This is a genomic window from Mesorhizobium metallidurans STM 2683 (genome assembly GCF_000350085.1).
Taxonomy (GTDB): domain Bacteria; phylum Pseudomonadota; class Alphaproteobacteria; order Rhizobiales; family Rhizobiaceae; genus Mesorhizobium; species Mesorhizobium metallidurans.
In genome coordinates, this window is record NZ_CAUM01000061.1 from 1 (window position 1) to 22,098 (window position 22,098).

The 22,098-nt window shown below is 64.1% G+C and carries 20 protein-coding genes and 1 pseudogene; 10 read left to right on the forward strand and 11 right to left on the reverse strand.

Annotated elements, in window-relative coordinates; genetic code table 11:
* Nucleotides 1–113: 113 nt before the first annotated feature.
* From phnK to phnG, 5 genes are read right to left on the reverse strand one after another with little or no spacing between them, the layout of a single operon-like run.
* Nucleotides 114–890, reverse strand: coding sequence for a phosphonate C-P lyase system protein PhnK (phnK, locus tag MESS2_RS10730; RefSeq protein ID WP_008874231.1), 777 nt, complete (start codon nt 888–890; stop codon nt 114–116).
* Nucleotides 887–1,798 (reverse strand): alpha-D-ribose 1-methylphosphonate 5-phosphate C-P-lyase PhnJ, encoded by a 912-nt coding sequence (locus MESS2_RS10735; protein ID WP_008874232.1) that lies wholly within the window; start codon nt 1,796–1,798, stop codon nt 887–889. Before MESS2_RS10735 ends, phnK begins: the two co-directional genes overlap by 4 nt.
* Nucleotides 1,795–2,907, reverse strand: coding sequence for a carbon-phosphorus lyase complex subunit (locus MESS2_RS10740; RefSeq protein WP_008874233.1), 1,113 nt, complete (start codon nt 2,905–2,907; stop codon nt 1,795–1,797). The genes MESS2_RS10735 and MESS2_RS10740 overlap by 4 nt, the downstream gene beginning before the upstream one ends.
* A gap of 1 nt (nt 2,908) precedes the next feature.
* The gene (gene phnH / locus MESS2_RS10745; protein WP_008874234.1) at nt 2,909–3,520 is read right to left on the reverse strand and encodes a phosphonate C-P lyase system protein PhnH; all 612 of its coding nucleotides are present in this window, start codon (nt 3,518–3,520) and stop codon (nt 2,909–2,911) included.
* Complete coding sequence (gene phnG / locus MESS2_RS10750; protein ID WP_008874235.1) at nt 3,520–3,981, reverse strand: phosphonate C-P lyase system protein PhnG; 462 nt, start codon at nt 3,979–3,981, stop codon at nt 3,520–3,522. Before phnG ends, phnH begins: the two co-directional genes overlap by 1 nt.
* A gap of 118 nt (nt 3,982–4,099) precedes the next feature.
* On the opposite strand from phnG, the gene phnF reads away from it, so the two are divergent.
* Nucleotides 4,100–4,864 (forward strand): phosphonate metabolism transcriptional regulator PhnF, encoded by a 765-nt coding sequence (phnF, locus tag MESS2_RS10755; protein WP_008874236.1) that lies wholly within the window; start codon nt 4,100–4,102, stop codon nt 4,862–4,864.
* Between the two features lie 340 nt (nt 4,865–5,204).
* Here the strand turns inward: phnF and MESS2_RS10760 are convergent, their stop codons facing one another.
* The 5 genes from MESS2_RS10760 to MESS2_RS10780 all read right to left on the reverse strand — a co-directional run bounded on the left by MESS2_RS10760 (nt 5,205) and on the right by MESS2_RS10780 (nt 11,761).
* Nucleotides 5,205–6,224, reverse strand: a complete 1,020-nt coding sequence (locus MESS2_RS10760) for a zinc-binding alcohol dehydrogenase family protein (protein ID WP_008874238.1) — start codon at nt 6,222–6,224, stop codon at nt 5,205–5,207.
* Nucleotides 6,225–6,291: 67 nt separating this feature from the next.
* The gene (locus MESS2_RS10765) at nt 6,292–7,257 is read right to left on the reverse strand and encodes an ABC transporter permease (RefSeq protein ID WP_008874239.1); all 966 of its coding nucleotides are present in this window, start codon (nt 7,255–7,257) and stop codon (nt 6,292–6,294) included.
* Entirely contained in the window at nt 7,254–8,807 is a 1,554-nt protein-coding gene (locus tag MESS2_RS10770) for a sugar ABC transporter ATP-binding protein (protein ID WP_008874240.1), read from the reverse strand. Before MESS2_RS10770 ends, MESS2_RS10765 begins: the two co-directional genes overlap by 4 nt.
* Before the next feature lie 90 nt (nt 8,808–8,897).
* The gene (locus MESS2_RS10775) at nt 8,898–9,893 is read right to left on the reverse strand and encodes an ABC transporter substrate-binding protein (protein ID WP_008874241.1); all 996 of its coding nucleotides are present in this window, start codon (nt 9,891–9,893) and stop codon (nt 8,898–8,900) included.
* A gap of 362 nt (nt 9,894–10,255) precedes the next feature.
* On the reverse strand, nt 10,256–11,761 hold the full coding sequence (locus MESS2_RS10780) for a UxaA family hydrolase (protein ID WP_008874243.1): 1,506 nt from the start codon (nt 11,759–11,761) through the stop codon (nt 10,256–10,258).
* Between the two features lie 271 nt (nt 11,762–12,032).
* Here MESS2_RS10780 and MESS2_RS10785 point away from each other — a divergent pair, with 271 nt between their 5' ends.
* From MESS2_RS10785 to gndA, 6 genes and pseudogenes are all read left to right on the forward strand, one after another.
* Nucleotides 12,033–12,935, forward strand: a complete 903-nt coding sequence (locus tag MESS2_RS10785) for a GntR family transcriptional regulator (RefSeq protein ID WP_008874244.1) — start codon at nt 12,033–12,035, stop codon at nt 12,933–12,935.
* A 94-nt stretch (nt 12,936–13,029) separates the two neighbouring features.
* A complete protein-coding gene (locus tag MESS2_RS10790) occupies nt 13,030–13,380 on the forward strand; it encodes a hypothetical protein (protein ID WP_008874245.1) in 351 nt (116 codons plus the stop codon).
* 97 nt (nt 13,381–13,477) lie between these two features.
* A complete protein-coding gene (locus MESS2_RS10795; RefSeq protein ID WP_008874247.1) occupies nt 13,478–14,032 on the forward strand; it encodes a copper chaperone PCu(A)C in 555 nt (184 codons plus the stop codon).
* Between the two features lie 4 nt (nt 14,033–14,036).
* Nucleotides 14,037–14,219 (forward strand): annotated as a pseudogene (locus MESS2_RS10800) (DUF1775 domain-containing protein); the annotation flags it as partial.
* 57 nt (nt 14,220–14,276) lie between these two features.
* The gene (locus tag MESS2_RS10805) at nt 14,277–15,914 is read left to right on the forward strand and encodes a copper resistance CopC/CopD family protein (RefSeq protein WP_008874249.1); all 1,638 of its coding nucleotides are present in this window, start codon (nt 14,277–14,279) and stop codon (nt 15,912–15,914) included.
* Between the two features lie 132 nt (nt 15,915–16,046).
* Nucleotides 16,047–17,474 (forward strand): NADP-dependent phosphogluconate dehydrogenase, encoded by a 1,428-nt coding sequence (gene gndA, locus MESS2_RS10810; protein ID WP_008874250.1) that lies wholly within the window; start codon nt 16,047–16,049, stop codon nt 17,472–17,474.
* A 10-nt stretch (nt 17,475–17,484) separates the two neighbouring features.
* On the opposite strand, the gene MESS2_RS10815 is transcribed toward gndA, so the two are convergent.
* Nucleotides 17,485–18,528: a LacI family transcriptional regulator gene (locus tag MESS2_RS10815; RefSeq protein WP_008874251.1), complete on the reverse strand. Its 1,044-nt coding sequence runs from the start codon at nt 18,526–18,528 to the stop codon at nt 17,485–17,487.
* Nucleotides 18,529–18,931: 403 nt separating this feature from the next.
* Here MESS2_RS10815 and MESS2_RS10820 point away from each other — a divergent pair, with 403 nt between their 5' ends.
* The 3 genes from MESS2_RS10820 to MESS2_RS10830 all read left to right on the forward strand — a co-directional run bounded on the left by MESS2_RS10820 (nt 18,932) and on the right by MESS2_RS10830 (nt 22,097).
* Nucleotides 18,932–20,170, forward strand: a complete 1,239-nt coding sequence (locus MESS2_RS10820) for an ABC transporter substrate-binding protein (RefSeq protein WP_008874252.1) — start codon at nt 18,932–18,934, stop codon at nt 20,168–20,170.
* Nucleotides 20,171–20,281: 111 nt separating this feature from the next.
* Complete coding sequence (locus tag MESS2_RS10825; protein ID WP_008874253.1) at nt 20,282–21,175, forward strand: carbohydrate ABC transporter permease; 894 nt, start codon at nt 20,282–20,284, stop codon at nt 21,173–21,175.
* Entirely contained in the window at nt 21,168–22,097 is a 930-nt protein-coding gene (locus MESS2_RS10830; protein WP_008874254.1) for a carbohydrate ABC transporter permease, read from the forward strand. The genes MESS2_RS10825 and MESS2_RS10830 overlap by 8 nt, the downstream gene beginning before the upstream one ends.
* Nucleotide 22,098 lies beyond the last annotated feature (1 nt).

The following is a 22,098-nucleotide window of genomic DNA, read 5'->3' on the forward strand; positions in this document are numbered from 1 at the left end:
CGCCGCGCCTGCTCTGCAACGTTGAAGAGAGGCGAAACCGAGAGTGACAGCCAATCTCCCCCCTTGAGGGGGAGATGGCCGGCAGGCCAGAGGGGGGTGACTTGGCGCCATCGTCACACCTGAAGAATCGAGGAAACGAGAAGCTGCGTGTAAGGCGCGCGCGGATCGTCGAGCACGCGGTCGGTGAGGCCGCTTTCGACGACGCGGCCATCCTTCATCACCATCATGCGCTGCGACAGGAGACGCGCCACCGCAAGGTCGTGGGTGACGACGATGGCCGCGAGGCCGAGGCCGGTGACCAGGCCGCGTAAAAGATCGAGCAGGCGCGCCTGCACCGAGACGTCGAGGCCGCCGGTCGGCTCGTCCATGAACACCAGGCGCGGCCCGGTGACGAGGTTGCGGGCGATCTGCAGGCGCTGGCGCATGCCGCCGGAGAAGGCGCGCGGCTCGTCGTCGATGCGGTCCTCGTCGATCTCGACGCGCGACAGCCAGTCGACGGCGGTGGCGCGGATCTTGCCGTAGTGGCGGTCGCCGACCGCCATCAGCCGCTCGCCGACATTGGCGCCGGCCGACACCGTCATGCGCAGCCCGTCGGCCGGGTTTTGATGGACGAAGCCCCAGTCGGTGCGCATCAGGAAGCGGCGTTCCGCCTCGCTCATGCGGTAGAGTTCGCGGAACTGGCCATCGCGCATGCGGTAGCTGGCGGTGCCGGAACTGGGCAGCAGCCTGGTCGAGAGGCAGTTGAGCAGCGTCGTCTTGCCGGAACCGGATTCGCCGACGACAGCCAGCACTTCGCCGGGCCAGAGGTCGAAAGTGACGTTCTCGCAGCCGACGCGCGAGCCGTAGAATTTGGACAGCGCCGAGACGCGCAGCAGCGGTTCGTCGGTCATTGCGCCGGCTCCGTTTTTTCCAGGGCAAGAGGGGTTTCGGGCGCAAGATGGCCGCGATGGCCCTCTTCGCGGCGCTTCTCGCAATGGTCGGTGTCGGAGCAGACGAACATGTGGCCGCCATGGTCGTCGAGGATGACCTCGTCGAGATAGACATTCTCGGCCGCGCACAGGGCACAGGGCTGGTCGAAGGTCTGCACTTCGAACGGATGATCCTCGAAATCGAGGCTGACCACTTCTGTGAACGGCGGCAATGCATAGATGCGCTTTTCGCGACCGGCGCCAAATAGCTGCAAAGCCGGCGAACGATGCATCTTTGGATTGTCGAATTTCGGTGTCGGCGAAGGGTCCATGACATAGCGGCCCTCGACCTTGACCGGGTAGGCGTAGGTGGTGGCGATGCGGCCGTGTCTGGCGATGTCCTCGTAAAGCTTGACATGCATGAGGCCATATTCCTCCAGCGCATGCATCTTGCGCGTTTCGGTCTCGCGCGGTTCGAGGAAGCGCAGCGGTTCGGGGATCGGCACCTGGTAGACCAGCACCTGGCCCACGCTCAGCGGATGCTCGGGGATGCGGTGCCGGGTCTGGATGATGGTGGCCTTCGCGGTCTCGGTGGTGACCGCGACATTGGCGACCTTCTTGAAGAAGGCGCGGATCGAGACAGCATTGGTGGTGTCGTCGGCGCCCTGGTCGATGACCTTCAGCACATCGTCGGGACCGATGATCGAAGCGGTGACCTGCACGCCGCCGGTGCCCCAGCCATAGGGCATCGGCATTTCGCGCGAGGCGAACGGCACCTGATAGCCGGGGATGGCGATGCCCTTGAGGATCGCGCGGCGGATCATGCGCTTGGTCTGCTCGTCGAGATAGGCGAAGTTGTAGGCGGCGATGTCGGTTGGTTGTGCGGTCATTCCGCCGCCTCCCTGTTCTCCTCGGCCTTGCCGGTATTTTCGCGGGCCTCATACTCGGCGCGCATGCGGCGTACGAGGTCGAGTTCGGCCTGGAAGTCGACATAGTGCGGCAATTTCAGATGCTCGACGAAGCCAGTCGCCTGGACATTGTCGGAATGCGAGATGACGAACTCCTCGTCCTGGGCTGCGGCGACGACGTCCTCACCGAGTTCGGTTGCACGAAGAGCGCGGTCGCAGAGCGCCATGGCCATCGCCTTGCGTTCACTCTGGCCGAAGACGAGGCCGTAGCCGCGAGTGAATTGCGGCGGCGCCTTGGCCGAACCCCTGAACTGGTTGACCATCTGGCACTCGGTGACACGGATGCTGCCGAGCGGGACGGCAAAGGGGAGTTCCGGCACGTCGAGTTCCAACTCGACCTCGCCGATGCGGACCTCGCCGACGAAGGGATGGTTGCGGGCATAGCCGCGCTGGGTGGAATAGCCGAGCGCGAGCAGAAAGCCCTCGTCGCCGCGCGACAGCGCCTGCAGGCGGATATCGCGCGCCATCGGGAATTCCAGCGGTTCGCGGGTGATGTCGCCGGGGACATAATCCCCAAGCATGTCGCCATCGGGTTCGATCAGGCCCTCGCGGGCGAGGATCGCGGAGACGCGCGGCATGGCTTCCGCTTCGCCGGAGCGCTGCAGCGGTTCCTCGACAGCACCGCCGGTAGCAAGCTCGGGATCGAGCAGGCGGTGGGTGTAGTCGAAGGTCGGGCCGAGAAGCTGGCCGCCTGGCAGGTCCTTGTAGGTCGCCGACACCCGCCGCTCGACCAGCATCGCGCCGGTGTCGATCGCCCTGGTGTAGCCGAAGCGCGGCAGCGTGGTGCGATAGGCGCGCACCAGGAAGATCGCCTCGATCATGTCGCCGCGCGCCTGGACGATGGCGAGCGCGGCCAATTCCCTGTCGTAGAGCGAGCCTTCGCTCATCACCCGGTCGACGCCGAGCGCCAGCTGCTCGACGATCTGGTCGAGGCGAAGCGCGGGCACCGAGCGGTCGCCGCGCCGGCGGTCGGCGAGCAGGCGATGGGCATTGGCGATTGCGGCTTCGCCGCCTTTTACCGCGACGTACATTTCAGGCCTCCATCGTCTTGATGCGCGTCGTGCGCGGCAGGCAGGCGATGCTGCCGGCGGCGGCCAGGACGATGTCGACGCCGCGCGGAAAGCGCTGGTTGTTCTGCTTCCATTGTTCGACGAAATGGCGCGGCATCTGCGCCGGCGCGATCGTCGCGGATTTTTCGATGCCGGGGCCTTCGAGCAGCAAAGGCGTGCCCGACGTCAGATTGTTCACCTGCAGGATCAGCGTGGTGGAACGGTCGGGATAATCCTGGGTGCCTTGCGAAAAGCCGTCCAGCGCCATCATCTCGGCCGGCGCGGCAATCAGCGCGAAATGGGCATCGGCCGGCGTGTTGGCGAGCGGTGCGCCGGTGTGGAAGCCGAGCCATGATTTCACCGCCGCTGAGATCTGCAGGGCAGGATCGAGCCAGAGCGGCGTGTCGTTGTCGCAGAGCGCCAGGGCGACAGCGCCTGATGTCGCCGAGAGCGGCGCCGGCGGACGGGCAAAGGCCGGAAGGGGCCGCACGCTGCCCGGCTGGGCCATGGCGTCCATGACGGCGCGAAACACCGCCTGCGCGTTGAACACCGGATCGGCGAAGCCGCCTTCGATCGATTGCGTTGCGATCTCCATCAGTCTTCTCCGCGCACCATTGTGAAGAAATCCACCTTCGTCGCCGCCGTTTCGGCACGGCGCTTGTCACGCGCCTCGGCCAGGGCTGCTTGCAAAGGCGCGACGATCTTGGCCTTGATCTCGCCACGGCGGGCCGGATCCTGCCAGAGCGCGTCGGCGATCGCCGCCAGTCTTGCCTTCTCCCGGTCGCGGCCGAGCGAATAGCAATGACCGACCTGTCCGGACGCCAGCCGGACCGTGGCGCGCGTCACCGTCGCCTCGCCGACATTGAACGGCGCGCCGCCGCCGCCGATGCGGCCACGCACGGTAACCAGGCCGGTTTCGGGGCCGCGCAGCAACTCCGCCTCCGAAGGCAATCCGGCCTCGTCCCAGAGGCGCACGATGTCGTCGCCGGAAGATTGCGCCAGCGTCGCCATGACGGCCTTGCGCTCCGCCTGTTCGCTCGCTTCCTGTCCTCGCATGGCTTGCACTCCAGTTGCGTAAAATTTGTCTATTGATATAGACAACTATACAATTTATACCCTTGGGTAGCGTGAGTCCATGACGAGTGCGTGACAAGGCGAAGGATCGGGGCAGAAAATGACCGGACAAGCGATGGCCAACAGGGCGATGGCCAACAGCATCGAGCGGCGCAGTGGCGTCTCGCTGTGGCGGCAGATCGCCGACCAGATACTGCATTCGATCGCGATCGGCGATTTCGCCGAGAACGCGGCGCTGCCGCCGGAAATGGCACTTGCCGAACGCTATGGCGTCAACCGCCATACGGTGCGCAGCGCCATCGCCGCTTTGGTGCAGGAAGGGGTGCTTCGGGCCGAGCAGGGGCGCGGCACATTCGTGCTGTCGCGCAAGCGGCTCTCCTATCCGATCGGCAGGCGCACGCGCTTTTCGGCCGGGCTGCAGGGACAGGCATCCGAGCGCCGCAGCGTGCTGCTCGAAGCCACGGTCGAGCCGGCCAGCCGCCGCGTCGCCGATGCCTTGAAGCTTGCCAGAGGGTCGGATGTGATACGCCTGGAGGCGCGCGGTGAAGCCGACGGACAGTCCGTGTCACGTGCCACGAGCTGGTTTGAGGCCAGGCGTTTTGCCGGCATCGATGCGGCCATGGCCGAAACGGGATCGATCACCGCCTCGCTCGAGCGCTTCGGTGTCAACGACTATCTCAGGCAATCGACAGTGTTGTCGGCGCGCCATGCCGATGCCGCCGATCTCGCCGATCTCGACCTGCGGCCCGGCGCCATCGTGCTGGTCACCGTCGCGGTCAACGTCACGCCCGACGGCCAGCCTATCCAGTTCGCCGAGACGCGGTTTCCGGCGGAGCGGGTGGAGCTGAAGCTGTCGGCGCTGTAGGTAGTGCCGGCCTTTACGAGACCGTGATTTATCTGACTCACGCCGATATCTACCAGCTCGGTCGCGCTTACTTGTCAGCGGCTTGGCGTTTGAGAACCGCCTTCCCCCACTCCGTCTCGGCTTCGCCGAGCCACCTCTCCCCCCTCTGGAGGGAGAGGAAGGGAGCCCGCTGGGGGCGGGAGAAGGAGGGAATCTGGTTGAGAGCGTTGGCTGCAATAGGCTCGCAGCCTTCCTCTACCCCCGTCGATCGGGGGAGAGGTGGCTCGGCGAAGCCGAGACGGAGTGGGGGTCGACCTGCGCGGGGCGTCGTCAATTCGGGCCGGGTTCACCGCCTCCCGTGTTATGCCCCGACTTCGATCACGGCCTTGATCAGGCCGGATTTCTCATGCGCCCAGCGGGCGAGGTCGCGCGGCGTCTCGCCAAGCGTCGTGCGATGGGTGACGAGCTTTGCCAGCGGCACCGCGCCGTTGCGGATCGAGGCGGCGACATGGTCGAAATCGGCGCGCAGCGCGTTGCGGCTGCCGACAAGCGTCATCTCGCGCTTATGGAATTCGGGATCGGAAAAGGCGATGTCGTCCTTGACGACGCTGACCAGGACCAGGGTTCCGCCATGCGCGACATGAGCGAAGGCCGATTGCACGGACCGGGTGTTGCCGGTGGCGTCGAAAACCACGTCGAAACCGTCGCCGCCGGTCGCCTCCCGCACCAGATCGGCCGCCGCTGCCCGCGAACCGTCGAGGGTCGCGAAGCCAAGTTCGCTTGCGGCAAAGTCCAGTCTTTCGCGGCTCATGTCGAGCAGGCTCACGTCGAGTCCGGCGATGCGGGCAAACAGCGCCGTGCCGAGCCCGATCGGGCCGGCGCCGATGACCAGCGTGCGCGCACCGGGATCGGCTCGCGAGCGTCGCACCGCGTGCGCGCCGATGGCCAGGAACTCGACCGCGGCGGCGTCCGCCAGCGACAGGCCGTTGGCCGGATAGAGATTTTGCGCCGGCACCAGGATTTTCTCGCACATGGCGCCGTCGCGATGGACGCCGAGCACTTCGATCCTGACGCAGCAATTCGGCTTGCCTTGCCGGCAGGCGATGCATTTGCCGCAAGCGAGATAGGGGTTGACGATGACGGCTTCGCCAATGGCAAGATCGACGCCTTCGCCGGCCTCGATCACCGTGCCGGAGACTTCGTGGCCCATGATACGGGGATAGGCGAGGAACGGGTGCTTGCCTTCGAAGATGTGATAGTCGGTGCCGCAAATGCCAACATGGCTGACCGCGACCAGCGCCCAGCCGGAAGGAGGTGCGCCGGGAGCGCCGCGGTCTTCTAGAACGAGGTCGCCGGGCGAGCGGCAGACGACAGCTTTCATGCTAAGATCCAGTCGGTCATGGCAGCGCGGCCCCGCTGTCGCGGGAACCGGCTTTTGCAAGGGTGGTCTACTTGCCGCGGCGGCGCAATCCGTCGAAATAGACGATGACGATGATCAGCGCGCCGGTGATGATGCGTTGCCAGAAGGCGTTGACGTTCAGAAGATTGGCGCCATTGTTGATGGTGGCGAGGATGAAGGCGCCGAGCAGCGGTCCGTGCACAGAGCCGACCGCGCCGAACAGCGAGGTGCCGCCGATCACCGACGAGGCGATCGCCTGCAATTCCCAGCCTTCCGCCTGCGTTGGATTGCCGATGCCGATGCGCGATGCGAGCAGCACGCCGACGAAAGCCGCGCACAGGCCGGACAGCGTATAGGCCATGTAGATGGTGCGCTGGACATTGACGCCGGACAGACGCGAGGCTTCGGCGTTGGAGCCGACCGAGAACAGATACCGGCCCCAGCGGCTGTGATGCAGGAAGATGTAGGCAGGGATACCGACCAGGATCACCATCCAGAACAGATTGGGGACGCCGAGGAAGGAGCTGCGCGAAAAAAGCTGGAAGGCATCGTTGTTGATCGAAATCGAGTTGCCGTTGGTCATCAACAGGCCGATGCCGCGCAACGATGTCAGCGTCGCCAGCGTGATGATGAAGGGCGGCAGGCCCATCCTGACGATGCCGAAGCCATGGAACATGCCGATGGCGACGCCGACCAGCAAGGTGAGCAGGATGGCGATGAAAACCGGTACCCCGGCATTGATCAGCATCGCCACGATGACTGTCGCGAAGCCGACGACGGCGCCGACGGAGAGGTCGATGCCGCCGGTGATGATGACGAAGGTCTGGCCGACCGCCAGGATCGCGATCATCGAGCCCTGCCGCAGGAGATTCGAGATGTTGTTGGCCGAGGCGAAGCTCGGCGTTGCCACCGACAGGATGATCCACAAAAGAACCAGCAGCGCCAGCAGTGTCAGCCCGAACAGGGCGTTGTAGTTGCGCTTCGGTTTTTCGGCGGGAATGGCCTCGGTGCTCATGTCTGTCCTCCCAGCTTTTCTTGTTTCTCGGCGAGCGCCTGTGTGAGAATTTCCTCGTGATCGGCGGTGCGGAACCCCTGCGTGGCCACCAGCTTGCCGCGCCGGAAGACATGCAGCGTGTCGGCCAGCTCATAGACCTCCGGCAGATAGGACGAGATCAGGATGATGCCGGCGCCCTTGGACAGAAGCGCGCCGAACAAGCGATAGATCTCGGCCTTGGTGCCGACGTCGACGCCGACCGTCGGCTCGTCGAAGATGAACAGCTTGGCGCCGTGAGCCAGCCATTTGCCGATGACGATCTTCTGCTGGTTGCCGCCGGACAGGCTGGAGGCCAGGGCGTTGCGCGTCGGCGTCTTGATTCTGAGGTCGGCGATCTGGCGATCGGCCTCGGTCTTCTCCTGTGCATTCGAGATCAGGAGATTGTTCGAGATGCGCTTGTAGATCGGCAAATTGAGGTTGAGGCCGACCGGCAGATTGAGGCACAGGCCCTGGTCGCGGCGGCTTTCCGGCGCCAGCGCCATGCCGAGCCGGATCGCATCGTGCTCGGAATTGACCTGGACTGGCTTGCCCTGCCAGAGGATCTGGCCGGCCGACTTGCGGTGGCGGCCGTAGAGCGTGGTGACGAATTCGCTGCGCCCGGCGCCGATCAGGCCATAGAGCCCGACGATCTCGCCGGCGCGGACGGTCATCGAGACATTCTCGAAACCTTTGCCCGAGAGGTTCCGGGCTTCGACGATCGCAGCACCCGGAGTGAAATGCTCCTTGTGGTAGATCTGCTCGATCGAGCGGTTGATCATCATCCTGACCAGTTCGGGCTCGCTGGTCTCACTGATGGTCCTGGTGCCGACCAGCGTGCCGTCGCGCAGCACGGAGACGCGGTCGGCGAGCTCGAACACCTCCTCCATGCGATGGCTGATATAGATGATGGTGACGCCTTCGCCCTTCAGCCGGCGGATCAGCGTGAAGAGCTGGTCGGCCTCCTTGCGGGTAAGATAGGCCGTCGGTTCGTCGAAGATGAGGAATTTGGTGCCGCGCACGGTGGCGCGGGCGGCGGCGATCAGCTGCTGCTGGCCGATGGTGAGATCGCCGAGCACGACATGCGCCGGCAGGTCGAAGCCGAGATCGTCGATGATCTTCTGCGCCTGCCTGACCATGGCCCGCTGCTGCAGGATGCCGAAGCGGGAATCCTCTTCGCCGAGGAACATGTTGGCCGCGACGGTGAGGTGGCGGCATAGCACGACCTCCTGATGCACGGCATTGATGCCGAGCGCCATCGCCTCGTGCGGGGTCGCCAGTGCCGCCGGATGGCCCTCCCACATGACGTCGCCGGACGTGCGCGGCATGACGCCGGTCAGAAGCTTGATCAAGGTCGATTTGCCGGCGCCGTTTTCGCCGACGATGGCGTGGATCTCACCGGCCTTGAAGGCGAGGTCCACCGGCTTCAGCGCGTGCGTGCCGGGATAGCGCTTTTCCAGCCCCTTGAGTTCGAGGATCGTCCTGCCGGGTTCCAGGGTTGGGGCCGGGTGCAGTTCCTGCGCCGTGGACGTCATGACAATCCTCCCAGATTGGCCTCACGATTGGCACGAGTGTAGGTCGTTTCCGGGGCAAAAGCCCCGGAAACAGTGCGCCTGCGGCGATGCTCAGTCGAGCTTCGGATTGAGCAGCGCGTCGATCTTCGGCTCTTTCATGTTGGCCTTGGTCACCAGATTGGCGCCGGTGTCGACATTGGCTTCGACCTTTTCGTCCTTCGAGGCGGCGAGCGCCGTCTTGATGCCGTCGTAGCCCATCCGGTACGGATCCTGCACGACGAGCGCCGAGATGACACCGTCATTGAGGAACTTGATCAGCTTCTCGTCGCTGTCGAAGCCAACGAGCCCGACCTTGCCGGCAAGGCTGTTCTCGGCGATCGCCTGGCCGACGCCCTGCGCCATGATCAGGTTGGAAGCGAAGATGCCCTTGAGGTTGGGGTTGGCGGTGATCAGGTCGGTCGCGATGTTGAGGCCGGTCGTGGCTTGGCCGTCGGCATATTTGTCGGCGACCAGCTTGAGGCCGGGATATTTGGCGGCAAGCTGTTCCTTGAAGCCCTGGGCGCGCTGTTCGAGCGAGCCGGCGCCCGGGAGCGCGGTGATCAGGGCAACATCGCCCTCGACCTTGCCGCCATTGGCTTCACCGATCGCGGCCGCCAAGCCGTCAGCGGCGACGCGGCCGCCCTGGATGTTGTCGGTGGTCAGGAACGAGGTGAAGGCCTTGGAGTCGGCTCCGGAGTCGATGCCGATGATCTTGACCTTGGTGGCGGCCTCGTCGATCGGCTTGCCGAGGGCCTTGGCTTCGGTCGGTGCGATGACGACGGCAGCCGGGTTGCCGGCGACGGCGTTTTCGAGGATCGAGATCTGGCCGTTGACGTCGGTCTCGGCCTGGGCGCCGAGTTCCGGCACGTTGACACCGAGGTCCTTGCCGGCCTTGCGGGCGCCGGCCAGAACGATCTGCCAGTAGAAAGAGGTGGTGTCCTTGACGATGATCGGAATGGTCACGTCCGCCGCCGAAGCCGGCGCCGAATGCATCACGCCGGGAAGCATCGAGGCGGCCGCAAGCGCCACGAAGGCGCGGCGGTTGAGAATGCTGGTCACGAATTTCATTTAGGATTCCTCCCTAAGTCGCCCGGTGAACGTTACGCAAGCCCCATTCGGATAGGCGTGGCCCAAACAGAACTTTATCAATAAAAAACATTTACCACATTTTGATATTGCATAGGTCCGGCCGACGCAAGCGTTGTTTCGTAACGTTTCCGTATGACCCGGGAGGAAAAAGACTTCCCGCCGCCATGTCACGCTCGACTGCTCTCGATCCTCCCGACCGATATGGAATATTAATTCCAATTATATGTCAATATGGAATGTTCATTCTTTCATGAAGCCGCAGGCATTCGGTGCCTGTCCACTGTGTCTAGAACGGCTCTGTTTTAGAGCGCGTGGCGCGGATGGGATTCATGCGCCATGCATCAGAGGGTTGCTCCGAGATGCCAGGGCACGAATTCATTGTCGCCGTAGCCGAACTCTTCGCTCTTGGTCTTGCGGCCCGAAGCGGTTTCGACGATCAGTTCGAAGATCTCGCGGCCCATGCCGGCGATGGTCTTTTCGCCCGAGGCGATGACGCCGCAATTGACATCCATATCCTCCTCCATCTGGTGGTACATGGTCGAATTGGTGGCGACCTTGATCGACGGTGTCGGCCGGCAGCCGAAGCAGGAGCCGCGGCCGGTGGTGAAGACGATGACATTGGCGCCGCCCGCCACTTGGCCGGTGGCCGAGACCGGGTCGTAGCCGGGCGTGTCCATGAACACCAGCCCGTGCCCGCTGACCTTCTCCGCGTAACCGAAAACGCCGTTGAGCGGCGTCTGGCCGCCCTTGGCCACCGCGCCCAGCGACTTCTCCAAAATGGTGGTCAGGCCGCCGCGCTTGTTGCCGGGCGAGGGATTGTTGTCGATCGAGGCGCCGTGCTTGGCGACATGGTCTTCCCACCACTTGACATAGCCGTTGAGCTTGGCGGCGATCTCGGGCGTCGCGGCGCGATAGGCGAGCAGGTGCTCGGCGCCATAGATTTCCGTCGTCTCCGAGAGAATGCCGATGCCGCCGACGCCGGCCAGAATGTCAACGGCGGCGCCCAGCGCCGGATTGGCTGTTATGCCCGACATGCCGTCGGAGCCGCCGCATTGCAGGCCGACGACGATCTCGCTGACCGGGATCGGCTCACGCTTCAACTGGCCGACTTCCTCGCAGATCTCGGCTAGCACGCCCATCGCCTTCTCGACCGATTTACGCGAGCCGCCGGCCTCCTGAATGTTGAAATGGCGTTTGCCGGCAGCGACGCCTTTCTGGCCGTAAAGGGTGAGCTGGTTGACCTCGCAGCCGAGCCCAACCATCAGCACGCCGCCGAAATTCGGATGCCGGGCATAACCGGCCAGCGTGCGGTGCAGCACCATCATGCCGTCGCCGGTGGCGCTCATGCCGCAGCCCTGGCCATGGACGATCGGGACGAAGCCGTCGATGCCCGGATATTTCGGCAGCAACTCGCGGTTGGCCCGATCGGCGATGGAGTGGCAGACGGTGGCCGAGCAATTGACGCTGGCGACGATGCCGATGAAGTTGCGGGTGCCGGCGCGGCCGTCGACGCGGCGGTAGCCCATGAAGGTGCGGGCACGGTCGGCCTCCGTGGCATGCTCGGCCTCGCTCGGCGGCACTACCGGCAGACGCCCGGACTCAAAGACCAGATTGTGCGAATGAACATGCTCGCCGGGTGCGATGGCTTCAGTGGCGCGGCCGATCGCCTGGGCGTATTTCACCACCGCCTCTCCGGCCGCGATCGGCTTGATCGCCACCTTGTGGCCGGGCTCGATCAGCGCGGCGGCGACGGCGCCGCCCGGTAATGGCGCACCGATCTCGATGCGGCCATTGGCGACCGCGACATTGTCGGCGGGAGACAGAAGAATGCTGTTTGCGGCGTTCACGGGCGGTTTCCTGGGTATGGTCCTGGGATGGGCGCGGATTGACATGCGCCACTTAACATATAATGTCTTTTATCGTGAAAAAACATTTTTGCGTCAATCGTTTTTTCACGGATGGGCCGGGCGTTCTGGGTCTTCAAGGACGCTCCAGCATCGGAGCCGCGCATCTCTTTGGAAAGCGATTCCGCTTTTCGAGGGGCATGCGCTAGGAGCATCTGTCATATCGCGCTTCAAGCCAGCCGCTGCAAGCGTCGGCGCGCAACGGGGCAGGGGGATGTCGAAGAGCAACAACGTCTACAAGGACGCCTACAATCGCGGTCTGAGGCTGCTCGACGAAACGAAAAGCCTGCCGTCGGAGCCGGAACTGGGCGCGTTGCTCGGCGTCAGCCGCACGACCATCCGCACCATCCTTGCGCGCATGGAAGAGACGGGGCTGATCGCCTGGAACAAGCGCAGCAAGACGGTGCTGCGCGCGCCGCGGCCGGAGGATTTTTTCCCCGAGGAAGAGACCGACACGCTGTCGCAGATCATCGAGCGTTCCTTCATGCGGCGGCTGCTCGCGGGCGGCGCCGAAGCCGGCATGCAGATCAACGAGCTCGAACTGGCGCGCGAGATCGGCGTCGGCACCACCAGCGTGCGCGAGTTCCTGATCCGTTTTTCCCGTTTCGGGCTGATCGAAAAACGCCGCAACAGCCACTGGGTGCTGAAGGGCTTCACCCGCGCCTTCGCGCTGGAACTGACCGAAATCCGCGAGATGTTCGAATTGCGCTCGGCTGCCGCCTTTGCCGCGCTGCCTGAGGACAGTCCGGTATGGGCCGATCTCGACCTCCTGGAGGAAGAGCACCGCGTGCTGGCGCGCGAGATCGCCGCGCGCTTCAATGAGTTCTCGGAACTCGACGAGCGCTTCCACCGGCTGATCCACCGCGCCTCGCACAACCGCTTCATCGTCGATTTCTATGATGTGATCGCCATGATCTTCCACTATCACTATCAGTGGAACAAGGCGCAGGAGCGCGAGCGCAACGAAGTGGCGGTCGGGGAACACCTGGCTTACATAGCCGCGCTCAAGTCGCGGAACCTCGGCAAGGTCGACGCGGCCTGCCGCATGCATCTGAAGTCGGCGCGCCACACGCTTTTGACCTCCATCCCCGATCGCGCCGCGTTGCCGCAGCCTTGATTTGACGATTTTCCGCATGCCTGCCCCGTGCTAGTTAGCTGATGTTGCTGCGTGAAGAGGCAGGGTTTTGAACATCCGGCGGAGACGATGGAGCATGCCGGCCGCGCTGGTCGCGGCCTATCTGCTCGTGCTCCAGTCGACGCTTGGCGCATTCGCCTTCGGCTTGATCCCGGATGCTTCGCGGCTCGACGCCTTCGGCAATGTCATCTGTACGCGTGATGGCGCGGCGGAGCTTCCGGATGGCGATCCGCACCAGCAACACGTGCCGGCCTGCTGCATGCTTGGCTGCAGCAAGGCTTCAGCTGTTCATGCGCAGACCGATGGCGCCGCTTTGCCCCGCAGCCTCTTTTTCGAAGCCGTCGCCTTCATGCTGCCGGCGTTCTGGCATCTCGACTTCGCCCGCCCCCGCTCTCCATCAAACCCGCGCGCACCACCGGTTGTCTGAGCCAGCGCGGCTCGCGAAATCTTCCGCGGGCGCACTCGTCCACACTGAAATTATTCGCGACCGGCCACCGGCGCGATATCATGTCAATGGAGCCATCATGTCTTACTTTTTCGGCGCCCCCGCGCATGCGCGCGCATCCGGCCTCAGAAACTCCCTCCTTCGCAGAGTCGAGCAGCGCCTCGGCATCATTGTCTTCACCCTCGCCCTTTTGTTCGTTGGCGCCCAGCCGTCCTTCGCGCATGAATTCAAGGTCGGCGATCTCGAAATCGAGCATCCCTGGTCGCGGGCCACGCCTGCCGGCGCCAAGGTCGCGGGCGGCTACTTCACCATGATCAACAATGGCAGCTCGGCGGACCGGCTGCTGTCTATTTCTTCCGATGTGTCGGACAAGGCCGGACTGCACGAAATGGGTGTCAAGGACGGCGTCATGACCATGCGGCCGGTCAGCGGCGGCCTTGAAATCCCGGCCGGCGGCAAGGTCGCGCTCAAGCCCGGCGGTTATCATCTGATGTTCATCGGCCTCAAGCGGCAGCCCAAGAAAGGCGAGAAGTTTTCCGCCACTCTGACCTTCGAGAAGGCCGGCACGGTCACCGTCGAGTTCGCCGTCGAAGGCATGGGCGAAATGGGCGGCATGGACGACCATGCCAATTGAGCCGGCCGACTGGAGCGGCGGCAGCCTGCCGGACGAATTCCATGATGAGTTCGTCTTCCGTGGGACGCTGGCGGCCGACCTGACGGCCGGCCAAAAGCTCTACTTCCCGGTTGTGCAGGAATGCCACGGCGCGGCCGATCGCTGGATCGATCCGGCGCCCGGCATCAAGCTTTTGCCCAAGAAATAATCTCTCTGGCGGTGCGCTCGGTTCGATAGAGTGCGCCGCCATTTTTGTGACAGCGACATGAGCGTGGCATCTCTTCGGTGGACGACCTGCAGGTTCGGCAAGCGCGCCGGTTGGCTTGCCATTGGCCTGCTGGCCGCGATGCTGCTGCTCGCCGTCATTGCCGCGCCAAGTCAGGCCTTTGCCCATGCGGCGCTGGTTACGACCGATCCGGCCGACGGCGCGGTGCTGGGACAAAGCCCGACGCAATTTTCGCTGACTTTCAGCGAGCCGGTGTCACCGCTCGTGCTCACCCTGGTGCGGCCCGATGGCACACCGGTTCCGCTGACAGCGTTCCGCCTTAATGATCAGACCGTCGAGATCGACAACCCGCAGGTGCTTGGGGCCGGCACGCATGTGCTGAACTGGCGGGTGATTTCCGCCGACGGCCATCCGGCCGGTGGCTCGGTGCTGTTTTCGATCGGCGCGCCGAGTGCGGCGCCCATCGTTTCCGAAGCCGTCGACTGGGGGCTGCGGTCGGCGATCTGGGCCGGCAAGGTCTTGCTCTATATCGGCCTGTTTCTCGGCGTCGGCGGTGCCTTCGCCATTGCCTGGCTGGCAAAGGGTGGGCGTTCCGGCCAGCGCTTCGCAATCGCCGCGATCCTGTGCGGACTGGTGGCGGCGCCCTTGTCGCTCGGCTTGCAGGGACTGGATGCGCTCGGCGCGCCGTTTACGCACCTGGCACGGCCGGTCGTCTGGCAGACCGGACTTGGCACCAGTTTCGGCTGGACGGTGCTGGTCGCGCTGATAGCGCTCGGGCTTGGGCTTTTGTCGCTGGTCGGGCCGCGTGCCGACGCAAGACTGTTCGCCCTTGCCGGATTGGTGTGTGTTGGCGCCGCACTCGCCGCCAGCGGGCATGCCAGCGCCGCCGAACCACAATGGCTGACACGGCCGATGGTGTTTCTGCACGGCGTCGGCATTGCCTTCTGGGCCGGAGCGCTGGCGCCGCTCGGCCTTGCGGTCTGGCGGCAGCCGGCGTGGGCCGTGCCGTTCCTGCGCCGGTTCTCCCAGGCGATCCTGCCCGTCGTTGCGGTGCTCGTCGCCACCGGCACCGCGCTGGCCGTCATCCAGGTGCAGGCGCCCGCAGCGTTGCTCGGGACTGCCTACGGCCGGCTGCTGCTGGTCAAACTGGCGCTGCTGTTCTTTCTCTTCACGCTCGCCGCGACCAACCGCTGGAAGCTCACTGCTCCGGCTGAAGCGGGAGAGACCGAAGTACAGAGGAGGCTGGTCCGCTCGATCGGCGTCGAAATGCTGATCGTGCTGGCGATCTTCGGCGTTGCAGCCGGCTGGCGTTTCACGCCGCCCCCGCGCGCGCTGGCAATTGCGGCGGCACAGCCCGCATCGATCCATATCAACACGCTGAAAGCGATGGCCGACCTCAGCATCACGCCCGGCCATGCCGGTTCGGTTGCTGCCTCGATCGTCGTCATGACCGGCGATTTCGGTCCGCTCGACGCAAAGGAGGTAACGCTGGTGCTGTCGAAGCCCGATTCCGGCATTGAACCGATCAAGCGTCCGGCGACCAACCCTGGCGACGGCACCTGGCGCGTCGACGATCTCGTCATCCCGGTTGCCGGCCGATGGACGGCGCGGCTCGATATCCTCGTCTCCGATTTCGAGATGGTGAAGATCGAGGCACCGATCGACATCAGGCCGTAACACAATTCGGCGAGGCGGTTGACGCGGCCGCGAAGGCCCGTCATTCATCTGGGGAAGAACAGGCATCACGCGAAGAACGGGCATCGCCCCAATCACTGCCTCAACAAAAGATCCGCAAGCAGGGAAGAAACGATGGAAAAAGCCGAAATCGGCCTGATCGGCCTTGGCACGATGGGCTCCAACCTGGCGCTCAACATCGCCGAGCACGGGCACCGCATCGCCGTCTTCAACCGCACCAAAGCGCGCACCGACGCCTTTGTCGAAAACGCCGGCACGCTGAAGAACATGATCGTGCCTTGCTACAGTCTAGAGGAACTCGCCGCCGCGATCCGGCCGCCGCGCCCGATCATCATCATGGTGCTGGCCGGCAAGCCGGTCGACGAACAGATCGCGTCGCTGCGCGGCGTGCTGTCGGCCAATGACATCGTCATCGACGCCGGCAACGCCAATTTCCGCGACACGATGCGGCGTTTTTCCGAGCTTTCAGGCTCGGGCCTGACCTTCATCGGCATGGGTGTGTCCGGCGGCGAGGAGGGCGCCCGCCACGGTCCCTCGATCATGGTCGGCGGCACCGAGGAGTCCTGGAAACGCGTCGAAAAAGTGCTGACCGCGATTTCAGCCAAATTCAAGGACGAACCCTGCGCGGCATGGCTCGGCACCGACGGCGCCGGGCATTTCGTCAAGACCATCCACAATGGCATCGAATATGCCGACATGCAGATGATCGCCGAGATCTACGGCATCCTGCGCGATGGCCTGGGCATGGGGCCGAAGGAGATCGGCGACGTGTTTGCCGGCTGGAACAAGGGCCGGCTCAACTCCTACCTGATCGAGATCACCGCCAAGGTTCTAGCCGCCGACGATCCGAAGACCGGCAAGCCGGTAGTCGACATCATCCTCGACCGCGCCGGCCAGAAGGGCACCGGCAAATGGTCGGTCATCGAGGCGCAGCAGCTCGGTATTCCCGCCACCGCGATCGAAGCGGCGGTTGCGGCGCGCGTCCTGTCGTCGATCAAGGACGAAAGGCTGGCGGCGGAAAAAGCCTATGGCAACAGCGGCGTGACGAAGATTTCCGGCGACAAGGACGCGCTTCTCAGGGATCTCGAGCTGGCGCTGTTCGCCGGCAAGATCGCAGCCTATGCGCAGGGTTTTGCGGTGATGGCCGGTGCGTCGAAAGAGTTCAACTGGAACCTGCCGATGCCGACCATCGCCAAGATCTGGCGGGCCGGCTGCATCATCCGCTCGCAAATGCTGGACATGATGGCGGAAGCCTTCGGCGCGGATGGCGCCTCGACCAATCTCCTGATGGCGCCGGCCTTCATCACGATGATGCAGGAGGCGCATCCGTCGCTAAGGCGCATCGTGGCGCGAGCATCGGAGGCTGGCGCGCCGGTGCCGGCGCTGTCGTCGGCGCTTGCCTATTTCGACAGCTATCGCCAGGGCCGAGGCACCTCGAACCTGATCCAGGCGCAGCGCGATTTCTTCGGCGCGCACGGCTTCGAGCGCATCGACGGGCAAGGCGCTTTCCATGGCCCGTGGGGGAGTGGGGCGGCTGGCTAGAGATCATGCTCTAGCCCTGATACGCCACAACCTCGCCAGGCAGGCTAAGCGACTGCAGGGAGCCAGGCGCCGCGCCGCCGATCCAGCCGAGCACGGCGCGGGCGAGCTCGGAGCCGGCCAGCCGGAAGTTCTCGTTGACGACCAGCAATTCCCTGCGGAACAGATGCAGCAGTTCCGAGGACTGTTTGGACACCACGTCGACATCGCGGCCGAGCTTGAGGCCGGCGTCCTCGATGCCGGCGACGATGGCGAGCGTCGCGGCGGCGGCGCTGCTGACGAAGCCGTCCGGCCGGTCCTGGCGGCGCATCACCTGCGCCGTCCGCATCCTGATCTGCTCGATCGAGTGGTCGATCGAAACGGTATTGAACGGCACCTCGCTGGCGCCGACCTCGCTCAGCGCATCGGTGAAGCCGTTCACCGTGTGGCCGTGATAGGTCAGGCCGACAGGCGGCGCCAGCAGAGCCAGCCTGCGGCGGCCGACGCCCGCCAGATGGCGCACCGCTTCGGCCGCGAAAGCGTAATTGTCGAAATCATGATAGGGGTGAACGAGCCCCATGTCCGTGCGGCCATGCGTAGCGAAGGGGATGCCGCGCTCCAGCATGTAGCGGGCCCTGGGATCATTCGGCTGCGTGCGCGAAATGATGACGCCGTCGGCGGAGCCGGTTTCCACGAGATAGCGTATCGGGTCGAGCGGATCCTGCGAGCGTGAATAGGGCGTGACGATCAGGTGATAGGGCGTGTCGGCGATCACTTCCGAGACGCCATAGATGATGTCGGAGACAAAGCTCATGATCTCGCGCTCGGTGTTGAGCACGAGGCTGATGACGTTGGTCTTGCCGGTTCTCAGGCGCACGCCGGCGCGGTTCGGCCGGTAGCCGATCTGCTTGGCGACAAGCTGGACGCGCCGCCTGGTCTCGGCGCCGATCTCGGGTGCGTCCTTCAACGCCCGCGACACGGTGGTGACGCCCAACCCGGTCATGAAGGCGAGCGTCTTCAGCGTCGGCCGGCCTGGCGCCGACGTCTCGTCGTCCTTCTCGGTTTGATGTTTGTCCATTCGTCCCGCCCGTCAGGCGCATAGCAGTTGCCGGGCAGGCCGGCAATCGGCGGACCGCGGCCATCGCGGCTCTCCTCCGACTTGAATTGCAATATACTGAAACGTTACAGCTTGTCACGGCTGCGCGAGGAACGGCTCTGACAGGCGTCATACGGCCTTGGTGCTCCTGGGATGGAAAACCGTTGGAAATCAGTGTTCAAGGTGCATCGGCCAAGTTTTTCGCCGACTTTCGTCGTTTTGCAGTGCAGTCCCGTGTGCTGCGGCGCACAAAAGGCGATCGGCAATGCGATTTTGTTCGGGTTCCGAAAAAATATCGACCGACCTTTTATCCGAGGGGTTGCGCGCATCGAGCAATTGCCGTATCGAAAATCTGTAACGTTTCAGATTCTGGGAGGAAACCGAAATGCGATACAGACTTATGACTGCTGCGCTGGCAGCGACGGCCGCGCTGCAGTTCGCCGGCCCGGCGGCGGCGACGGATCTGGAAGTCACCCATTGGTGGACTTCGGGCGGCGAGGCGGCGGCGGTCGCCGAACTCGCCAAGGCGTTCGATGCGACAGGCAATCGCTGGGTGGACGGCGCCATCGCCGGCTCCGGCGGCACGGCGCGGCCGATCATGATCAGCCGCATCACCGGCGGCGACCCGATGGGCGCCACCCAGTTCAATCACGGCCGGCAGGCAGAGGAGTTGGTGCAGGCCGGGCTGATGCGCGACCTCACCGATATCGCCACAAAAAGCAAGTGGACGGAGGTCGTGCGGCCGAAAAGCCTGCTCGACAGTTGCACCATCGACGGCAAGATCTATTGCGTGCCGGTCAACATCCACTCCTGGCAGTGGCTGTGGCTGTCGAACGCGGCCTTCGAAAAGGCCGGCGTGCCGGTGCCGAAGAACTGGAATGAATATGTCGCGGCCGCTCCCGCGCTGGAGAAGGCAGGCATCATCCCGCTCGCCGTCGGCGGGCAGCCCTGGCAGTCCTCCGGCGCCTTCGACGTGCTGCTGGCGGCGGTGGGCGGCACCGACGCCTTCCTCAAGGTCTACAAGGACAAGGACGCGACATTCGCTGCCGGACCCGAAGTCGCCAAGGTCTTCAAGGCCGCCGACGATGCCCGCAAGATGGCGAAGAACACGAATGTGCAGGACTGGAACCAGGCGACCAACCTCGTGATCACCGGCAAGGCCGGCGGCCAGATCATGGGCGACTGGGCGCAGGGCGAGTTCCAGGTCGCCGGTCAGACCGCCGGCAAGGACTATACCTGCCTTCCGGGCCTCGGTCTCAATGAGGTGATCGCCACAGGCGGCGATGCCTTCTACTTCCCGCTGCTGAAGGATGCCGACAAGGCCAAGGCGCAAGAGGTGCTGGCCGAAACCCTGCTCGATCCCAAGACGCAGGTCGCCTTCAACCTCAAGAAGGGTTCGCTGCCGGTGCGCGGCGACGTCGATCTGCAAGCGGCGAATGACTGCATGAAGAAGGGTCTCGACATCCTGGCCAAGGGCAGCGTCATACCCTGGACGGACCAGCTGCTCTCGCAGGACACCCAGAAGCAAAAGGAGGATCTGTTCTCCGAATTCTTCGCCAAGCCCGACATGACCATCGAAGACGCGCAGAAGCGCTTCGCCGACATCGTCGGCTCGGCAGACTGACTTTCGACCAACCGCCTCACTTCCGGCCGCGCAAGCGCGTGGCCGGAAGCTCAGGGGCAGGACCCCGGTCCTGACCCTCCCGCCCTTACCCGATCCAGCCCGGCTGTCGAGATGAGCAAGAGCGAACGCCCCAACCAGCTTTTCCGCAATCTCAATGCGAAGGTCGCATCGATCCCGATGATCCTCACCGCGCTGGTGGTGTTCGTCGGCGGCACCGCTTGGACGGTGCTTTATTCCTTCACCAACTCGAAGCTGCTGCCGCGGCTGAACTTCGTCGGCCTCGACCAATACTACCGGCTGTGGTCGACGCCGCGCTGGCTGGTCTCGATCGAGAACCTCTTGATCTACGGCGTGCTGTCGCTGGTATTCTCGCTGGTGATCGGCTTCATCCTCGCCGCCCTTCTCGATCAGAAGATCCGCTTCGAGGACACGTTCCGCACCATCTTCCTCTATCCCTTCGCGCTCTCCTTCATCGTCACCGGCCTTGTCTGGCAGTGGCTGCTCAACCCGGATTTCGGTATACAGCGTGTGGTGCGGGAACTGGGCTGGGAAAGCTTCAGCTTCAATCCGCTCTACGATTCCAGCATCGTCATCTACGGCATATCGATCGCGGCACTCTGGCAAGGCACCGGGCTCATCATGTGCCTGATGCTGGCGGGCCTGCGCGGCATCGACGACGACATCTGGAAGGCCGCGCGGGTGGATGGGATACCCATGTGGAAGACCTATCTGTTCATCATCATCCCGATGATGCGGCCGGTCTTCATCACCACGCTCGTCATCATCGCCTCCGGCATCGTCAAGGTCTATGATCTCGTCGTTGCCCAGACCAGCGGCGGCCCCGGCATCGCCTCCGAAGTGCCGGCAAAGTACGTCTACGACTACATGTTCTCCGCTCAGAATCTCGGCCAGGGCTTCGCCGCCTCGACGATGATGCTGCTGTCGGTGCTGATCGTCATCGTGCCGTGGGCCTATCTCGAGTTCGGAGGCAGGAAGCGTGTCTGACCGGGCTGTTTCCTTGCCCCTTGCCGTCGTCGGGCGCGAAGCCTCGGGGCCGAGTGGGCCGAAGCCGCGGCATACGTTCTCGCGCCGCAATATTTTCCTTTATGGCACGCTCATTGTCGTGGCGCTCTACTATCTGCTGCCGCTCTACGTGATGATCGTCACGTCGCTCAAGGGCATGCCCGAGATACGCCTCGGCAACATCTTCTCGCCGCCGCTCGAGATCACCTTCGAGCCGTGGGTGAAGGCCTGGTCGCAGGCCTGCACCGGGCTGAACTGCGATGGGCTTTCGCGCGGCTTCTGGAACTCCGTGCGCATCACCGTTCCCTCCGTGATCCTGTCGATCGCCATTGCCTCGGTGAACGGATACGCGTTAGCCAACTGGCGCTTCAAAGGCGCCGACACGTTCTTCGTCATCCTGATTGTCGGCGCCTTCATCCCCTATCAGGTGATGATCTATCCGATCGTCATCATCCTGCGCGAGATCGGCCTCTATGGCAGCCTCAGCGGCCTGGTGATCGTTCATTCCATTTTCGGCATGCCGATCCTGACGCTTTTGTTCCGCAACTATTTCTCTTCCATGCCGGAGGAGCTGTTCAGGGCGGCGCGCGTCGACGGCGCCGGCTTCTGGGGCATCTATCTCAGAATCATGCTGCCGATGTCGCTGCCGATCTTCGTCGTCGCCGTCATCCTGCAGGTGACCGGCATCTGGAACGACTTCCTGTTCGGCGTCGTCTACACCCGCCCCGACACCTATCCGATGACGGTGCAGCTCAACAACATCGTCAACTCGGTGCAGGGCGTGAAGGAATACAACGTCAACATGGCCGCCACCATCCTGACCGGGCTCGTCCCGCTTATCGTCTACTTTCTCTCCGGCAAGCTTTTCGTGCGCGGCATCGCCGCCGGCGCGGTGAAAGGGTGAT